Source organism: uncultured Maribacter sp., from assembly GCF_947500405.1.
GTDB lineage: Bacteria > Bacteroidota > Bacteroidia > Flavobacteriales > Flavobacteriaceae > Maribacter_B.
The window spans coordinates 1-24622 of the sequence record NZ_CANMRY010000012.1; the positions used below are offsets into that span (position 1 = coordinate 1).

The following is a 24622-nucleotide window of genomic DNA, read 5'->3' on the forward strand; positions in this document are numbered from 1 at the left end:
TTAATTGAAGTTCCTATAACCTCATCTAATCCTGATACATTACTACCCGACAATAAAATTATTGAATTATTATCGTTTTTTAAACTATTATTACAAGTACCAGGAGCGTTAACCTGAACCTCAAAATTATAAATGCACCCTTCAACTGTAGTAAAAATATAAGTACCACTATCAGCACTCGTAATATTTTCAATATCTAAATTCTGCGTGTTCATTGGTTTTATATTTCCATTTGGCCCACTGATAGAAAAGTCAACAAAACCAGTATTTAACCCTAGACTAATTTCTTCTCCATCCTCCAATGTTACATTAGGCTGTGCTTCAATAAAATCACCTGTTCCGTTTACTTGATAAGTTACATTATATGTAGAGCAAATTTGTGAAACAATAATCAAATCTAAAATTACTGAACAACCTTCTTCAGAAGATAACACATAAGAGCCTTGGTTATTTAATTCTACATTTTCCAAATAATAATTATCACTTACTATTGTTCCATTTGGTAATGTAATACTAATATTTAACGGGTTACCTTCTACCGCATTTGGTAACGCACTTAAAACTAATGCATCGCCCTCATTTATAGTAAGTGTTTCTTCTCCACTAAACCAAGTGCCATTTACTTGATATTCAGTAATTATTTGTGTATCATCAATATCGCAAGTTCCTGTAACATTTAAGTTAACAACTGTTGCGCACCCCTGAGCCGTAGTTAAAACAAACTGCCCCTTGTTACTATAATCGACTAAGCCATTATTACGTTCCGGGTTTCCAAAATCATGAACGCCTGTATCTATTTTGTAAATAAAATTAGGATTCCCATTAGAATTAAAAGTAGGGCCATCTATCTGAGGTGTTGTAACAAAATACTCATTATTGGTAGTTAAAGCTCTTATATACACCTCTTCACCTTCTAAGACATTAATATTATTACCTGTTTGCCATGCCCCAGTAGCACCAATTCTAAATTGAGCGATTATTACTCCTTCAGGACAATTAGCTATCGTTGAATTTCCAGTTAATTGTCCTTCTTTAAAAATATTTCTTATTTCCTCTTGCCCTAAGGCTTTATTATATACCTTAAGTTCATCTATTTTACCATTTATTTCATCCGTAATATTGCTATTGTTAGCATAAAAAGGTTTTTCTGACGCTAACCTATCATCATGAAATCCAGAAGATGTATATCTAGACTTTAAGCTTCCGTCCTTTAATAAGGATATTTTTCCTGTTATATTTTTTTTAGCAATCTCTTCTCCGTTCGCATATAAAACTGCAGTTTCCCCGTTATAAGTAGCTGCAATATGTACCCAACTATTTAAAGGTGAGTAACCAGCGTACAAATCCACAGCTCCATTCTCCGTGATAAAAGCCCATTTATAAAGAGTATTATGAAATCCAAAAAAAAGTGTGTTTGTATAATCGTGACTAAATATTCCAGCATTAGCAACTTTTCCAGTTTGAGGGATTATACTTCCTGAAGAATTTCTATAAACCCAAGCCATAACAGTAATTTCTTCTTCTATTGTATTTAATGAGGCAGTGTTTGGAATATCAATTAAACTATTACTATTAAACTCTAATCCATTAAAAGAAAGTGCTCCATTAATTAAACCTGAATCCCAAGAATATTGTCCAGGAGTTACAAAATTTCCATTATTATCTTTTTCAACAATAGATGCATGATTCCCATATATAGATGCATCTGATACAACAGTTCCAGAAGTTTCATCGAAATTTAAATCAAGAACTAAATTAGAATTGGGAATATCCAAAGGAATAGCATCGCCTATTTTAACAGTTTCTGCTATACTAGGCACTCCATTACTATCTATTCCAAAAAGCATATAATAACCTGGAGGCAATAAATTTCTTCCAGGTATAGAAATAGAATAAGAACCATTGGAACCTGTATGAGTAACAGGGATCCTTCTTTGTTCATTATTTGTACTATGGGTAGCAGCTGAAAATCGAATTAAATTAAAAGATTGCACATCAGAACTTCCCGTAACAGAAATATTAGCATTATAATTCGCTTCATCTGGTGCACTAATTATGGGTCTAACTGCTAAGTTCCCATTAGTATTAAATAAATAAGGTGGGCTATATATTTCTGCATTAAAATGGTTATTACATCCTTCAGTATCATCGCATAGGCCTCCTCCTCCTACAAAAACTCTTCCATCTGTCATAAGTATAGCAACACTATGATACGTTCTAGGTATAGCCATATCTGATACACTTCTCCAAGAATTAGTTTGAGGGTTATATATTTCTGCCGTAAGGCGGGCTCCTGAGTCAGAAAAAACAATAGCTTCATCCAATCCTCCTGTAACAAAAACCTCCCCATTAGGAAGAACCGTACTATTATGCATGGTTCTAGAATAAGCAAGGGTATTTGCTGTAGGTGTAACTACTGGTGTTATTGTATTAATATCAATTACATAAGAATTATCTTTTGCTGGGGTATTACTATCATAAGATTCAGAGCCACCAACTTTTAAAATTTTTCCAATGTCAAACATTACAGTAGTTCCTTTCATGGAATATGTATCCGTACCTCTTTTACCAGCATCCAAAAAAGAACCTCCATTAGAAACATCAATCCAATGCATTCTTTCCCCTGGTCCTGCATGAAAAATTTTACCATTTGGTGCAGCCCATAGCCAAACATGATTATCTACTCTATAAAAACCTCTACTTTCTTGTAACAGATCATTAGAATTCCAAAGTATTTCATTTTTCAGTCCGGGAAGTAAAACCCACCCAGTAGACGGAGACCAAAGCTCTGCATCTTTTCCTCCGTTCACAGTATCCCCTTCACTCCAAGATCCGCCAATAGTAAAAACAGATCCATCTGAAAGTGTTGTATTTCCTTGATAACCCCTTGGAATATTCATATCCTGCCCGACACTCCATAATCCTGTAATAGGATTATAAATACTGGTACGTTCACTACTTGTTCCTCCTGCAGATAGAATCCTACCGTCTGGTAAATTATTTATCCCTGGACAAAACATATCATGATTCGTATTAGTAACTGTTTCTCCCAAAGCTTGACCATTTTGCCCTAAAAAAGGATCAAAAATCTCAGTATACGTCATACCGTCTCCAGTTTCTATAAATGTATTCCTAAATTGAGAAGACCAAGTTATTAACTTACCGTCTGGTAAATTTGCAACAGCAACAGGTACAATCCCAAAAGAAATAGGCTCACTCCATTGACCATCTTGATTGGGTGACTGAGCTACTACTAGTGTAATGTTGAATAGTATAAAAAAAAATAAAATTCTAGGAACGAAAAGGTTTCCCATATTAAAACAACTTTTAAAATAACAAAATAGTGAGGTCCTTTTTTTAGATATGGCTAATGTATATTGAAAGATTGATACTTCGATGAAGTAGTACATTTTATCGACAATTTTCATAAATAATCGATAAAATACACATCAACAAGTAGTTATAAAAAAAATTGATTATCTAATAAGTATTTAAATTTTATAATTAAAAAATCTTTTTCACTAAACTGTAACAAAATATAATTTGCAACATCTTTTAAATAAACCAATCACTTTTTGAGCCAAAAAAGAGAAAATATTGATAATCTATTGCTATTATGCTTAGAAGGTAAGCAAAGTGCGCAACTAGAAGTTTACAACCTCTATTACAAGGCAATGTACAACACTGCTCTTAGAATTGTAAAACATAGTGCAGAAGCTGAAGATATTATGCAAGAGTCGTTTTTGAACGCGTTTACGAAATTACATACATTTAAAGCAGAAGTAAGCTTTGGTTCTTGGTTAAAGAGAATTGTAATTAACAAAAGTATTTATCATTATAGAAAGCAACAAAAAAATAAAGAAGTTGCTTTTGAAGATACAATGTACAAGGTCGAGGATAATAATGGAATTTCTTCTGATCATGTGTTTACAGAACTAAAGGCTCAGAAAGTGTTGGAAACCATGAAAAAACTAAAAGACAATTACAGAATTTCTTTGACCTTACATTTAATAGAAGGATATGATTATGATGAAATTGGAGAAATAATGAATTTAAGCTATGCAAACTGTAGAACAACAATTTCAAGAGCTAAAGAAAGTTTAAGACAAAAAATGTTAATTGCTTAATAATGGAAAAAGACAGTATAAATAAATTATTTACTAATCTTGAAGGTGCTTTTGATATAAATGAACCACAAGAAGGACATCAAAATAGGTTTTTAGACAAATTACAAGAAAAAGAATCTGTTATAACCAGTTCTAAAAAGAATATATCTTTCTGGAAACCTTTATCTATAGCTGCATCCATTGCTCTAATAAGCTTTCTTGCTATTACTGGATTAAATAATGAAACTACTATAGAGGAACAAGTAGCAAAGATTTCTCCAGAAGTTTCTAAATCACAAATATACTTTACCAGTTTAATTGAAGAACAAATAAAAGAATTAGAAAAAGAAAATACACCAGAAACAAAAAAGATAATTGAAGACACTCTTTTTCAATTAAACAAACTACAGAAAAATTATGCTCAACTAGAACAAGATTTAATAAATGGAGGTAATAGCAAACTTATATTAAGTGCTATGATTACTAATTTTCAAACAAGAATAGATTTATTAAATGATGTTCTTAATCAAGTTGAGACCGCAAAAAAATTAAAAAATACATATGATGAAAACTTTACTATTTAAATATACAACTCTTATTTTTTTATTAGCTCCTGTTTTATGCTTGGGGAAGCATAAAAAACCTAAAGGAAAATACTCCAAAGAAAAAACCATAAAAAAAGAATTTACTGTTAATTCTGATGCTTTATTAAAGGTTGACAATAGTTATGGCAATCTTAATATTACTTCTTGGAATGAAAATCGAGTTCTTATAGAAATCCATATTAAGACAAATGGCAATAACGAAGAAAAGGTTCAAAAGAAGCTAGAATCAATTACTGTTGATTTTGATACCAGTTCTAGTATAGTGTCTGCAAAAACCATATTCAATAGTTCTAAAAATAGTAGTTGGGGTTGGAATTGGGGAAACAACAATAATGTTAACATGCAAATTAACTACACTATTAAATTACCTATTAAAAATAGTGTAAACCTTTCTAATGACTATGGAAACATAATACTTGATAGGATTGATGGACACGCTAAAATTTATTGTGATTACGGAAGATTAGATATAGGTGAACTTCATGGAAGAAATAATGTTTTAAATTTTGATTATACATCTAAATCTACTTTCGATTATATTAATAGTGGCACTATTACAGCAGACTACTCAGGTTTCACTATTCAGAAAGCCGGCAACCTTATTATAAAGGCCGATTATACAAATTCCACTGTCAACTCTATGAAAAACTTAGAATATTCAAGTGATTATGGAAAAATAGATATTGGTGAAGCAAATAATGTTCAAGGTAATGGAGATTATATAAACGTAAAACTTGGAACTATTCATGGCAATGTAAAATTAACTTCAGATTATGGAGCTATACAAATTAAAGAAATGGCAAAAGATGCAGGGAACCTTTCTATTAATAGTGACTATACTGGTATAAAAATTGGTTACAACCCACAATATTATTTTGATTTTGAAATCTCCACCGAATATGCAGGTGTTAGCGGAAAAGAAAATTTTGAAATTAGCATAAGTACTAAAAAATCTTCCAAGAAATATTACAAAGGGTATTACGGTAGCAATAATAGTGGAAACAAAGTATCTATTAACAGTGAATATGGTGGTATTTCATTTATAAAGAAAACAAATTAAATCAATCAAAAATCAATTAAAAATGAAAAAAATAGCAATTTTAAGTTTAACAGTTTTAATGTGTACTTCATGTGTAGCGCAATGGGAAAAAAGAATTAAAGGGAATGGGAATGTAACCAGAATAAACAGAACTACAAGTGATTATGATGCTATTGCTGTTTCTGGTTGGTTCGACGTAAATATAGTAGATGGTAACGAAGGTGAAATTACCATAAAAGGAGAAGAAAATTTATTAGAATACATTAAAACAGAAGTAAAGAATAACAAACTAGTTATTAAAGTAGAAAAAGGGATTAATTTAAAACCATCTTCATGGAATGATGGTATAGTAATTACAGTACCTGTAAAGACTATTAATGCTGTTAGCTTATCTGGTTCTGGAGATATTATTGGCAAAACAACTATAAATACAACCAACTTTAATACAGCTATGTCTGGTTCCGGAGATATTACATTAGACATTAACAGCAGCACTATAAATGCCTCCATGTCTGGCTCTGGAGATATTAATTTAAGTGGTAGCACTACTAATTTTGACGCAACCATATCTGGAAGCGGTGACATAAAAGCCTTTGATCTAATTGCTGATAATGTAAACGCTACTATTTCTGGTTCTGCTGATATTAAAGTAACCGCAAAACAAAAACTTAAAGCTAGAGTATCTGGCTCTGGAGATATAAATTACAAAGGCAATCCAGTAAAAATTGATACTAAAGTTTCTGGTTCAGGAGATATCACTAAAGAATAAGGAGTTTATTCACAATCAACATCTATAATCAAATCCAAAAACCTCTTCATTAGAGGTTTTTTACTTTTTCAACTTTAGTTAATAATAGCATTCCTGCTAAAAAGAAAATTCCTAAAAAGATTATAGCATTACGCATACTCCCTGTGTATTGTGCTACAAAACCATAAAGGAAGGTTCCAATTACAATTCCTATTTTTTCTGCCACATCATAAAAACTAAAAAAAGATGCTGTATCTGTTGTTTCCGGAATAAACTTAGAATAGGTAGATCTAGATAATGCCTGTATACCTCCCATTACCATACCTACACACCCAGCTGCAATATAAAAGTTCATAGGAGTAATAACAAAATATGCATAAATACATATTAGAACCCATAATGCATTTACTACAATTAAAGTTTTTATATTCCCAAATACTTTGGATGCTCTAGCCGTTAATGTTGCTCCTAAAATAGCTACTATTTGTATTACAAGAATACTAACAATTAACCCTATAGTACGCTCTGCATCTGTCCCCCAATTAATTTCTTCTTCTCCAAAATAAGTAGCAATAAGCATTACTGTTTGTACTGCCATACTGTACACAAAAAAAGCAAATAGATACCGCTTTAATTTTACCTCATTTCCTAATTGATGCCAAACTAATTTTAATTCTTTAAACCCGTTAAAAATAATATTTTTCTTCTCTCCTTCTTTTTTATTCCCCGTTGGAAGATGATAAAAAGTATACTGCGCAAAAATTATCCACCAAATACCCACACTTAAAAAAGATACTTTCATAGCTTCTATAGAAGCATTATTTTTTGCTAATTCTTTTGCTGCGTTTATCTTGGACTCTACCCCTCCTTGCATTACACTCTCTGGTATACTTAAATCGAACCCAAAAAAACTGGGTTGCATTACCATAGCTAAATTCACTATTAGCAATAAAACACTTCCTATATACCCTAAAGAGAAGCCTTTTGCACTAATAGCATCTTGCTGCTCCTCATATGCAACATCTGGTAAATAAGAATTATTAATTGCAAAACTTACCCAAAAACCAACTAATCCAAAAAAATAACATGCTAAGCCTATATATATATTTTCTAAAGAAAACCAATATAAACCCATACATGATATTCCCCCAAGGTAGCAGAAGAATTTCATGAATATTTTTTTATTCCCTAAATAGTCTGCTACTCCTGAAAGCAAAGGAATTATAATTGTTATAAAAACAAATGCAGCAGATGTTGTGTAGCTAATTAATGGTGCTCTAGCAATTTCCCCACCAAAAACACCAACTTTTTCTATACCTTCCATCCTAAACAGGGTGCCATAAAAAATGGGAAATACTGCTGAAGAAATTACTAGACTATAAACAGAATTAGCCCAGTCATAAAAAGCCCATGCATTTAATAATTTTTTACTCCCTTTCAATGCTATTGTTTTTGCCATATCTAGTCTAAAAAAAAAAGACCATTCTTTTTTAGAACGGTCTTTAAATATACAATTAAAATACTATTTTTTTACCTAAATGTTACTACTCCAAATTTAGCTGCTTCTTGCTTTGCTAAGGGCGCCCACTCTGTTAAATTAGCTATTCTTGTATCGTTAGATGGGTGCGTACTCATAAATTCTGGTGGTGCTTCCCCTCCACTATTTGCTTTCATTCTTCTCCATAAATCTGCTGCCTCTGATGGGTCATAACCAGCAATTGCCATTATTTGCAAACCTATTCTATCTGCTTCTGTTTCATGACTTCTACTAAATGGCAACATAACTCCTAACTGAGAACCAATCCCGTATGCTTGATTAAACATATTTCTTTTTTGTTCATCTTGTATTGCAATATTACCCGCAACTGCAACACCTTGTTGTATTGCTCCAGCACTCATACGTTGCGCTCCATGATCAGCCAAAGCATGGGCAACTTCATGCCCCATTACAACAGCGATTCCTCTTTCCGATTGCGTAATTGGTAAAATCCCTGTGTAAAAAACTATTTTACCACCTGGCATACACCATGCATTTACTGTTGCATCATCAACCAAATTATACTCCCATTTATAATCTTGTAAATAACCTGGGTATCCGTTTGCAGTTAGCCAACGTTCTGCAGCAGAAGAAATACGCTGCCCAACTTTGGTTATAGTATTGGCATCTGCAGTACCTTTAATAACCTTATTTTCTCCTAAAAAACTATCATATTGCGCAAAAGCAGTAGGAAATATTTGACTATTAGGATAAAAGTTTAAGACTTTTTTACCTGTAAAAGGGTTTGTTTTACATGCTGTTACTCCTAAGAAAACAACAAGAATTAAAATTATTTTTTTCATGATATGTAGTGTTTAGTATTTGGGAAAATACAAAAAAATTATTTTCCCTTAATATTCAACCCAGTAAAATCTTTACTAATTATAATAGAATTGGTTTCATTATGTTTTATATCGTTCAGAAAAACTTTTTCATTGTCTATGGATACTTCCTTTATTTTAAAAGGTAAACCATGTAAATTTAACTTAATAGTCTCATAAGATGTTATATAAGTACCACTTTTAAATTGCTGTATACTTAATTGAGTTTCTTTACCAACTAATTTAAAGTTTCTAAGGCTGTACCTCCCTTTTGCATAATCATACCCATCTTGTGCATCTTCATAAACCGTAGAATTCTCCGTACCAAGTTTATAATATACATCTATCACTAATTCCTTAATTTCTTTTTCCCCAACATATTGTTGTACTGGGTATTTAGGAATCATAGCCCCTTCTTTTATAAATAGTGGTATTTTATCAATATCTGCTGCAACCCATTTTTCTGTACCTCCATCAACTATCTCTTCTGTCCAAAAATTAAACCATTTACCTCTAGGAATATACATTCTTCTTCCTTTTGCATTTGGTTCTTGCACTGGACAAACTAGAATATGTTCTCCAAATATAAACTCATCTGTTCTAAAATGCGTTTGCGAATCTTCTTGATCAAAGTATGCCAGAGATTTTAACATTGGCATTTTCTCTTTAGAATATTTCCAAAACATGGTATACAAATATGGCAGTAATTGATATCTTAACTCTATAAACTTACGCACAATATCTGTAACCTCTGGATCAAAAGACCAAGGTTCCTGATCTCCATGATCTCCACTAGAATGCACTCTGCAAAAAGGGTGAAACACTCCTAATTGAATCCATCTAGCAAAAAGTTCTCCATTTGGCTGTTCTGCAAAACCACCTATATCTGACCCTACAAAAGACATACCACTTAAACACATACGTTGCATTTGGACATTTGCAATCCATAGGTGTTCCCATGTTGCAACATTATCTCCTGTCCAAGTAGAAGAATATCTTTGCGTTCCAGAATAAGCTGCTCTAGTTATTACAAAGGGACGTTTTGGATAAACATGTTTTTTAACACCTTCGTAAGTAGCTCTAACCATTTGCATTCCATAAATATTATGTGCTTTTCTATGGCTACAAGGGTTTCCATCATAATCATGTCTCATATCTAAAGGTGCTGTTTTCCCTGGTACTTCCATTATAGCAGGTTCATTCATATCATTCCACATTCCATGAACTCCTACTTCAGACATCATTTCTTTATACAATTCTGCCCACCATTCTCTTACTTCAGGATTAGTAAAGTCTGGAAAATTACATTTACCAGGCCATACCTTACCATTCATATAAGGACCATCTGCTCTTTTACAAAAATAATCTTTCTCCATAGCTTCTTGGTATACCCAATAATTTGGATCTACCTTAATTCCTGGATCTATCATTGTTACGGTTTTAAATCCGTCTTCATATAATTCATCAACCATACGTTTTGGGTCAGGAAATTTTGTTTTATCCCAAGTAAAACATCTAAACCCATCCATATAATCTATATCTAAATAAATAGCATCACAAGGGATACGCAAATCTCTAAAACTTTTAGCTACTTCTTTAACTCTACTTTCTGGATAATAACTCCATTTAGATTGGTGGTACCCTAATGCCCATAAAGGTGGTAACTCTGGGGTTCCAGTTAAATCTGTATAGCCGCGTACTACTTTAGGCATATCTGGCCCATAGAAAAAATAATAATTCATTTCTCCTCCATCTGCCCAAAAACTAGTAGTATTTCTCCTTTCATGAGAAAAATCAAAATAGGATTTAAATGTATTGTCAAAAAATATTCCGTATGCCTTGTTATTATGTAGCCCTATATAAAACGGTATTGCTTTATATAATGGATCTTGGTCTTTTCCATAAGCGTATTGATCGGTAACCCAATTATGTACTCTTTTCCCTTTTAAGTTAGAATGCGTAGCTTTATCTCCCATACCATAGAAGCTCTCAGAACTTTGGGTAATTTTACTCATTTTCACGACATTACCACCGTACTCATAATTTTCTTCCCAATGAAAACCAATTTCATCTTCGTTTATAATATTACCTTCTAAATCTGAAATTTGAGTTCGCATGGTATTTTTATCTACTAAAACCTTTAACTTTTCAGTTTCAATAATATACTCCGTATCTTGCTCTCTTACCTCTAAAACATTATATCCTTTATTAGCATCTTCACTTATTGCGTATGAAAAATCGGGCTCAAAAATATAATCTGTTGCGTATCTAAATCTTAACACGCTGTCTCTTAAAACAGTAATTTGTAATACCACACCATTTTCAGATGTAAAAAACACCTTATCTGCATCTTGTTTTAGAGATACAATTTTATTTGGATATAAATTTCCTTTGTATTCTAATTCTGTATTTGTAATCATAGCAATTCTATTTTAATACTGACAAAAAAAAGACTTTAACGCTTAATAATAACAACTTATTATTACCTTTTTTTAACTATAACGATATAATCATTTTTTTTATTGAAAAATAACGATTCCTAAAGGAGGAATAGTTATTTCTATGGATTGTTCATGAGCATGCCACTTCTTTTTCTGGATTTTCACTTCATCATTTTTAATACCGCTACCGCCATACTTTTTTGCATCACTGTTAAAAATTTCTTTTATTTTACCCTTCTTTGGAATTCCTATTCTATAATTCTCTCTAGTAATTGGGGTAAAATTACAAGCGATAAAAATATCGTTCTTTGTATCATGTCCTTTTCTTATATACGTAAGTATTGAGTTCTCGTGATCCCCATAATCTATCCATTGGAAACCCTCGGGACTAAACTGCTTCTCATAAAGTGCTGGACATTCTTTATAAATTTTATTTAAGTCTTTCACAAAACTTTGCACACCGGAATGCACATCATATTGTAATAAATGCCAGTCTAAACTTTGCTGAAAATTCCATTCAGAAGATTGCCCAAATTCTCCACCCATAAATATTAAATTTGTCCCAGGGTGCGTATACATATATCCAAACAGTAATCTTAGATTTGCAAAACGCTGCCACTCATCTCCTGGCATACGATATAGTAATGATTGTTTGCCATAAACAACCTCATCATGAGAAAATGGTAACATAAAATTTTCTGTAAAAGCATAAGTCATGCTAAAAGACAAATCATTCTGATGGTGTTTTCTATAAACAGGTTCTTTTTTAAAATACTCAAGCGTATCATGCATCCAACCCATCATCCATTTCATTCCAAAACCTAAACCTCCATAGTTAACAGGTTTAGAAACACCTGTAAATGCGGTAGACTCTTCTGCTATTGTTTGTACTCCTTCATAGTTCTCATAAACAGTTTGGTTTAATTCTCTTATAAAAGATAATGCTTCTAAATTCTCATTATTACCATACATATTTGGTTCCCATTCCCCTTCTTCTCTAGAATAATCTAAATATATCATAGAAGCTACAGCATCTACCCTTAGAGCATCTGCATGAAATTGATCTAGCCAAAAAAGAGCATTACTAATTAAAAATGCTCGTACTTCATTTCTTCCATAATTAAAAATTAAGCTTTTCCAATCTGGATGATACCCCTTTCTTCTATCTGGATGTTCGTATAGATGAGAACCATCAAAAAAGCCCAATCCATGTGCATCTTCAGGAAAATGTGAGGGTACCCAATCTAGAATTACTCCTATATCATTTTGATGAAATTTATCTATTAATAATTTAAAACCTTCTGGTTCTCCAAATCTAGAAGTTGGTGCAAAATAACCCGTAAGTTGATATCCCCAAGAAGGATCATACGGGTATTCCATTATAGGCATAAATTCTACATGCGTAAATCCCATTTCTTTAACATAAGACACTAAATCATCTGCTAATTCTTCATAGGATAAAAACTTATTTTCTGCTTTCTTTTTCCAAGAACCTAAATGTACTTCGTAAACAGAATAAGGTTTATCTAAACTATTTTTTTCTTTTCTATACCCCATCCACTTTTTATCTTGCCAGGTATACTTCTTGTCCCAAACTACAGATGCGGTTCTTGGTGGATGCTCACAGTAACGAGCAAATGGGTCGGCTTTTTCTGTAACTGCGCCATGATTATTAGAAAATATTTTATACTTATATATTTCTCCATGATTAACATTTGGGATAAATCCTTCCCAAATACCACTTTGATCCCAACGTACATTTAATTCGTGTACTCCATCACTCCAATTGTTAAAATTACCCACTACAGATACTGTTCTTGCTGTAGGCGCCCAAACTGCAAAATAAGTACCCTTTACACCATTTACCTCAATAACATGAGATCCTAATTTTTCATATAATCTATAATGCTTTCCAGATTTAAATAAATTAATATCAAAATCTGAAAACAAGCTATGTGCAATAACATTTGGCATAATTATGTAGTATTTATCGTAAAGCTAAGCAACTTTAAACAAATAACGCAGTATTTAAACTGAATGTTAAACAATTATGTTTTTTAAGTTGGAATGCTTTTTGATATATTTATTTTAACAAAATAAACAAAAGAAATTAGATTACTAATTAAAAAAAAGTATTATGAAAAAAATAGGTGCCTACATTATTGTTATTTTAAGTTTAATTACGATTGCCTGTGAGGGCCCACAAGGACCTCCTGGTTTTGATGGCTTTGACGGTGAAGATGGGATTGATGCTGAACAAAATAGAGTGTTTGAAATTGACAATGTAAATTTTAATTATGATTCTGATGCTAATATATTTGATACAATAATAACATTTTCTGATTTTTTTAATGATAATCAATTCGAGGTTCTCTCTCGAGATGCTGTATTAGTTTATAGATATGATGGAACTGTAGATTTCGCAGATGGCAGTTCCGAAGATGCATGGAGTTTAATTCCACAATCATTCTTTGTAAATGAAGGAACAATACAATATACAAATTCTCATACCTCTAAAGATGTTCAAATTTTTATTGACGGAAATTTCAACTTAGCCAATATCAGCACAGAATTTACAGATAATCAATTATTTAGAGTTGTGTTTATACCTAATAGTGCATTGGAAGTTTCCAAGTTAGACACTTCTAATTTAGAAGCAGTTTTAAGTACTTTAAATATAAAGGAAGCTGATATTAAAAAAGTACCATAAAAACTCTTAAATAGATATAAACACTTATTACAAAATATTGGAATAGAAGAAAATGAAGTTGAAAAATTTGGATTAAAATAAATTTAATATAAACTGGCCTCTTTTCCTCTGAAAGGTTTGTAGTTTATACACGTCTATTAATAGAAAAGAAATTATGTATATAAAAATAATAGTTGTATTATTTTTTGTAGCCACCAGCTGCAAAGGAATTTCTCAAAACAAAGAGGGTAAAAAAGAGACTTTTAAAGTTTCTAAAACGGATGCAGAATGGAGAAAAGAACTTACAGATATGCAATACTATATTCTTAGGCAAGCGGGAACTGAACCTGCTGGCACAAGTAAACTTCTACACAACAAAAAAGAAGGCGTTTATGTATGTGCAGCTTGTAGCACTCCTCTATTTAAAAGTGAAAATAAATTTAATTCTGGAACAGGATGGCCTAGTTTTGATGCTGAAATTAACGGAAATGTAGCTTTTGATGTAGACTATAAAATTGGATATGAAAGAACAGAGGAGCATTGCGCTACCTGTGGCGGACATTTAGGACATGTTTTTAATGATGGACCAAAAAACACTACCGGAAAAAGACATTGTATAAATGGAGAGGCTTTAAAATTTGTTCCAAAAAAATAATTTAGTAAAAAATAAAAGCACCTATAGCAAGATACTATTTAAACTTACTATAGGTGTTTTTTTAATTCCCATTTCTCTTTGTGCTACGTAACACATATTAATTTAATTTTGAATTATATCTTTTCAGATTGGTTTCGTACTTTTGCTATTCAAATTTTATATAAAAAAATAGATATATGAGCACTTTTGATGTTATTGTTTTAGGTAGTGGACCTGGAGGTTATGTAGCTGCAATTAGAGCCTCTCAATTAGGGCTTAAAACTGCTATTATAGAAAAAGAAAATCTTGGTGGCATTTGTTTAAACTGGGGTTGTATACCTACTAAAGCTTTAATTAAATCTGCTCAAGTATTTGAGTATCTTAAACATGCAGAAGATTACGGACTTAAAGCGGATAATATTGATAAAGATTTTGATGCTGTTATAAAACGTAGTAGAAATGTTGCAGATGGAATGAGCAAAGGGGTTCAATTCTTGATGAAAAAGAACAAAATTGAAGTAATTAATGGTTTTGGGAAATTAAAACCAGGTAAAAAAATTGATGTTACTGCAGAAGATGGCTCAGTTACTGAGTATGCTGCGCAAAATATTATTATTGCCACTGGTGCTCGTAGTAGAGAACTACCTAGCTTACCACAAGATGGTAAAAAAATAATAGGATACAGACAAGCGCTAAGCCTAGACAAGCAACCTAAAGAAATGATAGTTGTTGGTAGTGGTGCTATTGGAGTTGAGTTTGCTTATTTCTATAATGCTATGGGAACTAAAGTTACTGTTGTAGAATACTTACCAAATATTGTACCTGTAGAGGATGAAGATGTTTCAAAGCAATTAGCACGTAGTCTTAAAAAATCTGGTATAAAAGTAATGACATCTGCCGAAGTTACATCTGTAGACACTTCTGGAAAAGGTGTAAAAGCAACTATTAAGACTGCTAAAGGAGAACAAGTTTTAGAGGCCGATATAGTTCTTTCTGCTGTTGGTATTAAAACCAATATAGAAAATATAGGATTAGAAGAGGTTGGTATTGCTACCGATAGAGATAAGATTTTAGTAAACGATTTTTACCAAACAAACATTCCTGGTTACTTTGCTATTGGAGATATTACTCCTGGTCCAGCTTTAGCACATGTTGCTTCTGCTGAAGGTATTCTTTGTGTAGAAAAAATTGCAGGAATGCATATTGAAGCTTTAGATTATAGCAATATTCCTGGTTGTACATACTGTTCTCCAGAAATTGCCTCTGTAGGTTTAACAGAAAAAGCTGCTAAAGAACAAGGCTTAGATATTAAAGTTGGTAAATTCCCTTTTACAGCAAGTGGTAAAGCAAAAGCTTCTGGTACTCCAGATGGTTTTGTAAAAGTAATTTTTGATGCTAAATATGGCGAATGGCTAGGTTGCCATATGATTGGTGCAGGCGTTACCGATATGATTGCGGAAGCAGTTGTTGCACGTAAATTAGAAACTACTGGCCACGAAATTTTAAAAGCTGTACACCCACACCCAACTATGAGTGAAGCTGTTATGGAAGCCGTAGCGGATGCTTATGACGAAGTAATACATTTATAAAATTAAAATAAATTCAGAGCAGCAATACCTTTTTGTTATTGCTGCTTTTTTATACAATATACTTATGCTTAAAATATTTAGACTTACAGCCATTTTAGAAGGTGTCTCTTATTTACTTTTATTTGGACTAACCATGCCTCTTAAATATTTAGCAAACATTCCAGAACCTAATAAACTTGTAGGTTACGCCCATGGCTTTCTTTTTATAGCTTACGTTATATTAGCTATTATTTTTTGGTTCGAAAAAAAATGGAGTATAAAACGCTTATTTATATTACTAATAGCATCTCTACTACCTTTTGCTACTTTTTATGTTGATAAAAAGTATTTAAAAAACGAAGGGCAATAAAGTTTGCTACTACAAAAGGGAGGTTCTTAACATTCTTTGATGTATAATTCCTGTCTTTTTAGATGCATATTCTTTTCCATCTACCTTAAAGCCATATTTTTCATAAAACGCAATTGCAGTTTTACGAGCACTTAATTCTATTACAGCAACTTCCTTTTCCTTACATTTTTGTAAAAGCTCTAATAAAATAAGCTTACCTATTCCTTTTTTCTGGCTAGGAAAATCAATTGCCATCTGAGAAATAATTGCCTTGGTATTTTTTATATTTAACCTACCTGTTCCTAATACCTGGTCTTGGTCATTAAGATATATTAAATGAGAACCTTTTTCCTCAAATGCATCATTTATTAAATCCGTGCTATTTTGCATTCCTCTAAAAAAGCATGCAATTCTAATTTCTACTGCTTGCTTATAGAATCTGTGATTTTTATCGATGTATTTTAATTGATATTTCATTTTTAATTAAATACCCATGCTTACTGTACCAAAACTAAATCGCAATACCAGAAAGAAGTATCCCAGGAAGGGTCTTCTACAAAACAATCATCATCATTCTTTGAAGAGGTGTAGTTTTTAAGAACTTTTTCTCCTATAGCAAAGTCTATTGGGTTTTTAAAAATTGGGCCATCGTATACAAAAGTATGAAACTCTCCATTTTCGCCACAAAAATCTACATTTTCTGGCAAATCATTAATAAAACTTTCATCTACAATTCTACCACAAAAAGAAACGTCTAATAATTTTGCATTAACGCAAACTGTAATTGCTTTATAACCTCTCTTTAAAAATTCCTGCAATAGCTTTTTTGTATCTTTTTTCCACAATGGAAATATAGCCTCTACACCTACTTCGGCTAATTTTTCTTCTCTATATGCACGTAAATCTTCTAAAAAAATATCTCCAAAAAATGCATATTTAAAACCTTGACTAGTTAGGTTCTCCATAACTTTTTTCATGGCGCTATTATAACTTTGCAAACTAACATTACCAGCTAATTCTATTTTTTCTAAGGGAATACTTATAGCTTTTGCTTGTTGTTCTAACAAATCTATAGACAAGCCATGCATTGAAACTCTATTAAAATCTGTATTTACAGTAGTTACAAGTTTAGATATTATATATTCCTTACTTGCCAAAACTTCGTCTAAAGCAAGCATAGCATCTTTACCACTACTCCAATTAAAATAAGCCTTTTTCAATTACAAAAAACTCTGGATTGCTAAATCATAACTCTGAAGTCCAAACCCTAGAATTACTCCTTTTGCTCCTGAAGATATATAGGAAACATGCCTAAAATCTTCTCTTTTATGTGTGTTAGATATGTGTACTTCTATAACAGGAGTTTCCACAGCCTTAACAGCGTCGCCTATGCCTACAGATGTATGCGTATAAGCTGCTGCATTTAAAACTATACCGTCATAAGAAAAACCTACTTCTTGTATTTTTCCTATGAGCTCTCCTTCTATATTAGATTGATAATACTCTAATTGAACAGTAGTAAATTTAGATTGTAAAACCTTAAAATATTCTTCAAAAGTTTGCTTACCATAAACCTCAGGTTCACGCTTTCCTAATAAGTTTAAATTAGGCCCATTAAGTATAAGAATTTTCATAACATAAAAATACAAATAATTATGCCTTGCAATGAAGAGAAACTACATCATTATTTAATAATATTGAAAATTAAAAAAGAAATAGATATTCTAAAATAACTGAAGAAAATTGAACATCATCATTAACAACAAAATACGAAATATTAACCTCATTAGTACCATCTCTAAGATCCATACCTAAAGAAGGTCTAAAATAAAGTGCTCCTTCATTTCCTTTGTCAATACCTATTGCATAACCAATATCACTTCCAAATTTAAAACCTACATTTTTTCCAGGATATATTCTTAATGAAGCTCCTAATGGTATGTATTGAAGATTATCAAATCCTGATTCTATAGATACGCTTCCACTAGGTACTTCTTTCTCTCCAAAGGCATTAAAAAAACCTGTTGTAACTCCAATATCTAATGCTTTAGAAACACCCCAATGATGGTACATATCTACACCTAATCCAAAACTATAATCTTCAGAAAAGTCTCCTATTACCACTCCTCCATTTAGGCCTGCTCTAAAATTTGTTCGATCTACATTTCGTTGCGCACTTAATGTTACTGTTACAAAAGTGAATAATAAGATAAATACATTTTTTTTCATGATTGGTTTATTTATAGTGCCGTAAATATAATTGCAACATACCCTATTACCTCATTTTTGTTGTGAGTGTTAAAAATATAGTGGTAGAACTACAAACTAAGTAGTTTATATTTATTTTAAAGCACAAAAAAAGCAGGAGAAAACTCCTGCTTAATTAATAATTTATTGCTTTTTATTTACAAAAAGTATACCGCAGATACTTGTAATACTCTATTTTTAGATTTTGTGTCCTTTATAGCATTTATAAAACCAGCACTAAATCTTAATTGAAAATAAAAATTGTCATCTAAACGGTATCCTGCTCCAGCACCTAAACCAAAATCTATTGTATTAGATTCTAAAAAGGTGTTTGTACCACCACCGCCAAAGCTATTACCATCTAAATTATCTGCAAATAAAACTCCTATATGAGGTCCTGCTTCTATATATAATTCATCCCAAACATTATACTTTGCCATAACAGGTACTGTTAAATACCAAAAATTTAAGTCGTCCTCAAAAAAACCTCCACTACCTTGTAAAGAAACTAAAGCTTCTGGTTGTATAATTATCTTATCACTAAAAGGAACTTCTAATACAGCTCCTAAATGAAAACCTGGCTTAGAATCATAACTATACCTAGAATCCCCTCCTAAAGAAGAAATATTAAGACCTACTTTACCTCCAAATCTAATATCGCTAGAAGAAGATGATGTTGTTCCTTGAATTACTTGAGCATTCATTTGCATAAGTCCTAAACTTAAAAATGCTACTAATACATAAATACTTTTTTTCATAAAATTAGTGTTTTAATGAGCCTCAAATGTACATAATTATACGCATTTGAATAAAAAAGTACTTTAAAATATGTATTACTTAATTACAAATAAATGTGGCATTCTTAACATTATAAAAAAATAGTAGGTTAAGTGCAATAAATAGCAGAATAAAAAGTGGATTACTATCTTTACTTTTATGAATTGGAAACAGGCCTTACAAGATTTTGAACATTATCTTAAGCTAGAAAGAGGCTTATCTGCTAATTCTATTAAAAATTACATTTTAGATGTAGAAAAACTAACTCTTTTTCTTACCTCATATAACTTAAAAGCACTGCCATTAAATATAAACAAAGAAACCATACAACAATTTGTTTATGAAGTTGCCAAAGTGGTAAATCCTAGATCACAAGCAAGAATAATATCTGGTCTAAAAAGTTTTTTTAATTATTTAGTTTTCGAGGATTATAGAGATGACAATCCTATGGATTTAATAGAGTCTCCAAAAATTGGAAGAAAATTACCAGATACTTTATCTGAAGAAGAAATAAACCACTTAATAGGTGCTATAGATTTAAGTAAACCAGAAGGAGAACGTAACCGAGCAATCATTGAAACTCTCTATGGCTGTGGATTACGAGTTACTGAATTGGTAGATTTAAAAATTTCTGATTTATATTTTGATGAAGATTTTATTAAAGTTACTGGTAAAGGTAATAAACAACGCTTTGTACCTATTAGTGCTATAAATAAAAAATACATATCTATTTATAAAAAAGAAATACGAACCCACTTAGATATAAAAAAAGGCTTTGAAGATACTTTGTTTTTAAACCGTAGAGGTAGGCAACTAACTAGAGCTATGATATTTACTATAGTAAAACAATTAGCAGAAAAAATAGGGCTGCATAAAAATATAAGTCCGCATACGTTTAGACATTCTTTTGCTACACATTTATTAGAAAATGGTGCAGATTTAAGAGCTATACAGCAAATGCTTGGCCATGAAAGTATTACTACAACTGAAATATATATGCATGTAGACCGCAGCCATTTAGCAGAGGTTATGCATAAGTTTCATCCAAGGAATTAAAACTTAAATTTACCACCTAATGTAAACAATTTAGGTATAGTATAAACTCCCTGAACATTAGTATTAGTTTGTATTTGTTGCCTTGCTTCTAAAAACAAATTCTCATGTACATCTACCCCTACTCCATAAGAATAATTAGAAATAAGTTTAGGGCTCTTTTGCCCCATTTTAGATTCTTCCATTATTATTCCTAGCCCTGTAAATGCATAACTCTTATTTGTAATATACTTTTTTGCAGTTATATCAAATTTAGAAACATTAGCTAATATATAGGTATCATAAAATCCTCTAAGTTCTATTTGTAAACGAGAATCTATTTTGTAATCTAAATCAAAATAAGAATGTGTATCTCCATTGGGGAGCGAAGGATAAGACCAACTATGCAAACTAACTTTTTTTTTATTAAGTTCTTTTTCTTGAGAATAGGATAAAAATGAAATAAGGAACAAGGTAAAGCTTAAAAAATATTTCATATAATATGCTTATTGGTCACCAAATATAACGTAACCACTTACAAAAAATAAAACATTCAACTACTTTAACAAGATGTTTAACATTAATCTTTAAACTGACTGTAGTCTCTATTATATGGTCTAATTATTAAACGAGCTTCACGATCAAAACGAATATAGTTATACACCCAATTTATAAATACAATGGCTCTGTTTCTAAATCCTATTAAAAAAAACAAATGAACAAACATCCATACAAACCAAGCAAATATTCCTTGGAATTTAAAATTTTTAGTGTCTGCCACAGCTTTATTTCTTCCTATAGTAGCCATACTGCCTTTATCTTTATAGGCAAAAGGTTTTAAATCTTCCCCATCTAATAAACGCACTAAATTTTCTCCTAAGTTTTTCCCTTGTTGTATTGCTGGCTGCGCCATCATTGGGTGCCCTCTAGGCGTATCTTTATTTTCTATACATGCAACATCTCCTATTGCAAAAATTTCTGGATAACTTGGTATTTGGTTAAATTCATTTACGCGTATTCTATTACCGTGAGCTAATAATTCTTCCGCGTCTATCCCTTTTATGGTAGACCCCATTACTCCTGCTGCCCAAACAACCGTTGCACTATTAAAAATAAGGTCTGTTTTTGTAGTCACCATCTTACCATCATAACTAGTTACTCTAGTATTTGTCCAAATTTCTACACCTAGTTTTTCTAAAAACTCTTCTGCTTTTTCAGAGGCCTTTTTACTCATACCTGGCAAAATACAATTACCACTTTGCACTAAATTTATTTGCGCTCTTCTGGTATCTAAATCTGGATAATCTTTTGGTAGAACCCCTTTTTTAATTTCTGCTAATGCACCGGCAAGCTCTACTCCTGTAGGACCACCACCAACAATAACAAAATTCATTAATGCATCTCTCTCATGCAATTCATCTGTTAATAAAGCTTGTTCAAAATTTTCAAGAATTAAACTCCTTAAATTTAAGGATTGAGGAATGCTCTTCATAGCCATTGCATTTTTCTCTATCTCTTTATTACCAAAAAAATTAGTCTCAGAACCTGTCGCAATAACCAAATAATCATACGTTAAATTTCCTATTGTTGTTATAATAGATTTTTCTTCGGGCAATATTTCTTGTACTTCTGCCAACCTAAAATAAAAATTAGAATAGTCTTTTAAAACTTTACGTATTGGGTACGCAATGGAATCTGGCTCTAACCCTCCTGTAGATACTTGGTATAATAAGGGCTGGAATGTATGGTAATTATGCTTATCTAAAAGAACTACTTGAACATCTTTTTTACTTAATTTTTGCGCTAGTGATAAACCACCAAAACCTCCTCCTATAATTACTATTCTAGGACAACTTAACTTAGGAACATTCATAGATAAAGATATAATGTAAAATTAAGGATTAACCGAATAGAAAACCAAAAAACAATGTATGCATTTTCTATTTTTAATTACATAAACAAGTATACTACTCTATAATAATATTTGTAATGAATACTATTTTAAATTTATCTTGTAACAAATTAATACTAGTACATACTTATACTAAAACAACCTACCAACTTAAGAGTGAATAAAGAATTGGAACACCAATTTGTGACGGATTTACAGAACAATCAAAACATTGTTCACAAAGTTTGTACGTTATATACAAGTAATAAAGACGCACACAATGACCTTTTCCAAGAAATAACTATACAATTGTGGAAAGCTTATCCAAAATTTAGAGGTGAAGCTAAATTTAGTACCTGGATGTATAGAGTTGCTTTAAACACTGCTATTACACTCTATAGAAAATCTAAAAGAACCATTAAAACACAAGATTATGATTCTATTATTTTTAAAATAAAAGCAGATGAATATGATGCGACAGAGGAAGAACAACTAAAATTAATGTATAAAGCTGTAAAGCAACTTGGAGATATTGACAAGGCATTAGTTTTTATGTATTTAGAAGATAAAGATTATAAAGAAATTTCTGAAACTCTTGGTATTTCTGAAGTAAATGCAAGAGTAAAAATGAACAGAATAAAGAAAAAATTAAGAACCATATTGAACCCCTAGATGATGATGGACGAACTGGAACTATTAAAAAAAGACTGGCAAAAGAGGGATAAAGATATTCCCCAACTGTCTTATGAAGATATACATAACATGACATGGAAAAAATCTTCCTCTATTGTTAAATGGATATTAATCATAAGTATTTTAGAATTTACATTGCCCCATTTACTGTTACTTATTCCTGCTTTTCAGGATAGTATGAGTATTTACGATACGTTAGGCTTTAAAAAATATTTTTACATAATTTCTGCAGTACAGTATACTGTAATTATATATTTTATTTATCAGTTTTATAAAAGATATAAAGAGATTTCTGTTTTAGAGAATGCAAAAGTTTTAATGCAAAAAATAATTAAAACCAGAAAAACAGTTAAGAATTATGTCATTTTTTCTCTTTCTATGATATTATTTACGGTACTATTAATGATAATTGGTATTTATATTAGTGAAGACTTTTTACAAACTATATCTGAATTTAATAATACCAAAAGTGATTTACCTCCAGAAAAAATTAAAATTGCTTTAATGGTAAGTATCGGAATCTTTGGAACCCTGCTTACCCTTTTTATGGGTGCTATTTATTTTCTACTTTATGGAAGACTGCTAAAAAAGCTAAAGAAAAATTACAACAAATTAAAAAGATTAGAAGTTTAAAACTCACGTTGTTTATTTTCTTCTTCTATTGCCATTAATTCTTTTTTAGAAATTACCTTTAAAAAGGAAGGATGCTGCTCTATTGCGTATTCTAATTTTTCTATAATAGAATCAAAAGATTCGTTCTCATAGTCTATCTCTAAAGGTTCTTTTATTACCATAGATTGTAAAATCCCTTTCTTTTTTATTCGTAACCCCTTTTTATCAAAAGAGCGTCTAAACCCATCAATAACCACAGGGACTACGATTGGTTTATATTTTTTTATGATATGTGATGTTCCTTTACGTAGAGGCTTCCAAGGTGTTGTTGTCCCTTGCGGAAAAGTTATTACCCAACCATCATCTAAAGCTTTTCCTATACTAGAAATATCGCTCATTTTAACTTGTCTATTAACATCCTTTCCTTCGGATCTCCATGTTCTTTCTACACTAATAGAACCTGCGTAAGCAAAAACCTTAGTCATTAGGTTTTTCTTCATGGTTTCTGCTGCGGCAATGTAATACATGTTTAATTTAGGTTTCCAGATGTACCCTAAATTTTTAATAGTATTTTCTCTACCACTTAAACTAGCGTTAAAAACATGAAACATAGCAACAACATCTGCAAAGTAAGTTTGATGATTACTGACAAACAAAACATTCTTGCTTGGTAAGTTTCTTATAATATCAGAACCCTCTATTTCTAATTTATTAAAGCGCTTATATCTTTGGTGCGTAATTAGCGCCATTATACGAATAAGCCACTTTTTTATAAATAATATGTGCCCAAAAGGGTTTCTCTTAAATAAACTCATAGAAAGCAAAATTACAAA

24 protein-coding genes are annotated in these 24622 nt (G+C 31.4%); 11 read left to right on the plus strand and 13 right to left on the minus strand.

Translation table 11 applies throughout. The annotated features are described in order from the left end of the window. Positions 1-3314, minus strand: a 3314-nt coding sequence (locus Q0945_RS14475; protein ID WP_299435816.1) for a galactose oxidase-like domain-containing protein, incomplete at its 3' end; no start/stop codon positions are given. A 261-nt stretch (positions 3315-3575) separates the two neighbouring features. Here Q0945_RS14475 and Q0945_RS14480 point away from each other — a divergent pair. From Q0945_RS14480 to Q0945_RS14495, 4 genes are read left to right on the plus strand one after another with little or no spacing between them, the layout of a single operon-like run. Next, a complete protein-coding gene (locus Q0945_RS14480; protein ID WP_299435818.1) occupies positions 3576-4127 on the plus strand; it encodes an RNA polymerase sigma factor in 552 nt (183 codons plus the stop codon). 2 nt (positions 4128-4129) lie between these two features. After that, positions 4130-4690 (plus strand): hypothetical protein, encoded by a 561-nt coding sequence (locus Q0945_RS14485; protein WP_299435820.1) that lies wholly within the window; start codon positions 4130-4132, stop codon positions 4688-4690. Further along, on the plus strand, positions 4671-5771 hold the full coding sequence (locus Q0945_RS14490) for a hypothetical protein (RefSeq protein ID WP_299436051.1): 1101 nt from the start codon (positions 4671-4673) through the stop codon (positions 5769-5771). Before Q0945_RS14485 ends, Q0945_RS14490 begins: the two co-directional genes overlap by 20 nt. A 22-nt stretch (positions 5772-5793) precedes the next feature. Next, entirely contained in the window at positions 5794-6519 is a 726-nt protein-coding gene (locus tag Q0945_RS14495; RefSeq protein ID WP_299435822.1) for a head GIN domain-containing protein, read from the plus strand. A gap of 49 nt (positions 6520-6568) precedes the next feature. Here the strand turns inward: Q0945_RS14495 and Q0945_RS14500 are convergent, their stop codons facing one another. The 4 genes from Q0945_RS14500 to glgB all read right to left on the minus strand — a co-directional run bounded on the left by Q0945_RS14500 (position 6569) and on the right by glgB (position 13271). After that, the gene (locus tag Q0945_RS14500) at positions 6569-7957 is read right to left on the minus strand and encodes an MFS transporter (protein ID WP_299435824.1); all 1389 of its coding nucleotides are present in this window, start codon (positions 7955-7957) and stop codon (positions 6569-6571) included. Positions 7958-8028: 71 nt separating this feature from the next. Next, positions 8029-8838 (minus strand): M48 family metallopeptidase, encoded by an 810-nt coding sequence (locus Q0945_RS14505; protein ID WP_299435826.1) that lies wholly within the window; start codon positions 8836-8838, stop codon positions 8029-8031. A gap of 38 nt (positions 8839-8876) precedes the next feature. Further along, positions 8877-11276 (minus strand): glycoside hydrolase family 31 protein, encoded by a 2400-nt coding sequence (locus tag Q0945_RS14510; RefSeq protein ID WP_299435828.1) that lies wholly within the window; start codon positions 11274-11276, stop codon positions 8877-8879. Positions 11277-11375: 99 nt separating this feature from the next. After that, positions 11376-13271 (minus strand): 1,4-alpha-glucan branching protein GlgB, encoded by a 1896-nt coding sequence (gene glgB / locus Q0945_RS14515; RefSeq protein WP_299435831.1) that lies wholly within the window; start codon positions 13269-13271, stop codon positions 11376-11378. A 163-nt stretch (positions 13272-13434) separates the two neighbouring features. On the opposite strand from glgB, the gene Q0945_RS14520 reads away from it, so the two are divergent. From Q0945_RS14520 to Q0945_RS14535, 4 genes are all read left to right on the plus strand, one after another. After that, on the plus strand, positions 13435-14007 hold the full coding sequence (locus tag Q0945_RS14520; protein WP_299435834.1) for a collagen-like protein: 573 nt from the start codon (positions 13435-13437) through the stop codon (positions 14005-14007). Positions 14008-14161: 154 nt separating this feature from the next. Continuing rightward, positions 14162-14641 carry a peptide-methionine (R)-S-oxide reductase MsrB gene (gene msrB, locus Q0945_RS14525; RefSeq protein ID WP_299435837.1) on the plus strand — a complete coding sequence of 160 codons (480 nt, stop codon included), beginning with the start codon at positions 14162-14164 and terminating at the stop codon, positions 14639-14641. A gap of 176 nt (positions 14642-14817) precedes the next feature. Beyond that, complete coding sequence (gene lpdA, locus Q0945_RS14530) at positions 14818-16209, plus strand: dihydrolipoyl dehydrogenase (RefSeq protein ID WP_299435840.1); 1392 nt, start codon at positions 14818-14820, stop codon at positions 16207-16209. A gap of 64 nt (positions 16210-16273) precedes the next feature. Then, the gene (locus Q0945_RS14535) at positions 16274-16558 is read left to right on the plus strand and encodes a DUF3817 domain-containing protein (RefSeq protein ID WP_299435843.1); all 285 of its coding nucleotides are present in this window, start codon (positions 16274-16276) and stop codon (positions 16556-16558) included. 9 nt (positions 16559-16567) lie between these two features. On the opposite strand, the gene Q0945_RS14540 is transcribed toward Q0945_RS14535, so the two are convergent. From Q0945_RS14540 to Q0945_RS14560, 5 genes are all read right to left on the minus strand, one after another. Then, positions 16568-17014 (minus strand): GNAT family N-acetyltransferase, encoded by a 447-nt coding sequence (locus Q0945_RS14540; RefSeq protein WP_299435846.1) that lies wholly within the window; start codon positions 17012-17014, stop codon positions 16568-16570. Positions 17015-17034: 20 nt separating this feature from the next. Next, on the minus strand, positions 17035-17757 hold the full coding sequence (locus tag Q0945_RS14545) for a diphthine--ammonia ligase (protein ID WP_299435849.1): 723 nt from the start codon (positions 17755-17757) through the stop codon (positions 17035-17037). Continuing rightward, entirely contained in the window at positions 17758-18171 is a 414-nt protein-coding gene (aroQ, locus tag Q0945_RS14550) for a type II 3-dehydroquinate dehydratase (RefSeq protein WP_298487146.1), read from the minus strand. A 70-nt stretch (positions 18172-18241) separates the two neighbouring features. Beyond that, positions 18242-18766, minus strand: a complete 525-nt coding sequence (locus Q0945_RS14555; RefSeq protein WP_299435853.1) for a hypothetical protein — start codon at positions 18764-18766, stop codon at positions 18242-18244. 176 nt (positions 18767-18942) lie between these two features. Continuing rightward, a complete protein-coding gene (locus Q0945_RS14560) occupies positions 18943-19542 on the minus strand; it encodes a porin family protein (RefSeq protein ID WP_299435856.1) in 600 nt (199 codons plus the stop codon). 178 nt (positions 19543-19720) lie between these two features. Between Q0945_RS14560 and xerD the strand changes: the two genes are divergently transcribed. Beyond that, positions 19721-20617: a site-specific tyrosine recombinase XerD gene (gene xerD / locus Q0945_RS14565; RefSeq protein ID WP_299435859.1), complete on the plus strand. Its 897-nt coding sequence runs from the start codon at positions 19721-19723 to the stop codon at positions 20615-20617. Here the strand turns inward: xerD and Q0945_RS14570 are convergent. Continuing rightward, positions 20614-21090 carry a hypothetical protein gene (locus Q0945_RS14570; protein WP_299435862.1) on the minus strand — a complete coding sequence of 159 codons (477 nt, stop codon included), beginning with the start codon at positions 21088-21090 and terminating at the stop codon, positions 20614-20616. The genes xerD and Q0945_RS14570 overlap by 4 nt on opposite strands. Positions 21091-21173: 83 nt before the next feature. After that, positions 21174-22466, minus strand: coding sequence for an NAD(P)/FAD-dependent oxidoreductase (locus Q0945_RS14575; RefSeq protein ID WP_299435865.1), 1293 nt, complete (start codon positions 22464-22466; stop codon positions 21174-21176). Between the two features lie 195 nt (positions 22467-22661). On the opposite strand from Q0945_RS14575, the gene Q0945_RS14580 reads away from it, so the two are divergent. Together Q0945_RS14580 and Q0945_RS14585 are read left to right on the plus strand one after the other, a co-directional pair. Continuing rightward, positions 22662-23156, plus strand: a complete 495-nt coding sequence (locus Q0945_RS14580) for a sigma-70 family RNA polymerase sigma factor (RefSeq protein WP_299435868.1) — start codon at positions 22662-22664, stop codon at positions 23154-23156. A 3-nt stretch (positions 23157-23159) separates the two neighbouring features. Continuing rightward, complete coding sequence (locus Q0945_RS14585; protein ID WP_299435871.1) at positions 23160-23810, plus strand: hypothetical protein; 651 nt, start codon at positions 23160-23162, stop codon at positions 23808-23810. Here Q0945_RS14585 and Q0945_RS14590 read toward each other — a convergent pair. Continuing rightward, on the minus strand, positions 23807-24604 hold the full coding sequence (locus Q0945_RS14590; RefSeq protein ID WP_299435874.1) for a lysophospholipid acyltransferase family protein: 798 nt from the start codon (positions 24602-24604) through the stop codon (positions 23807-23809). The two genes, Q0945_RS14585 and Q0945_RS14590, sit on opposite strands and share 4 nt — an antisense overlap. Positions 24605-24622: the final 18 nt, after the last annotated feature.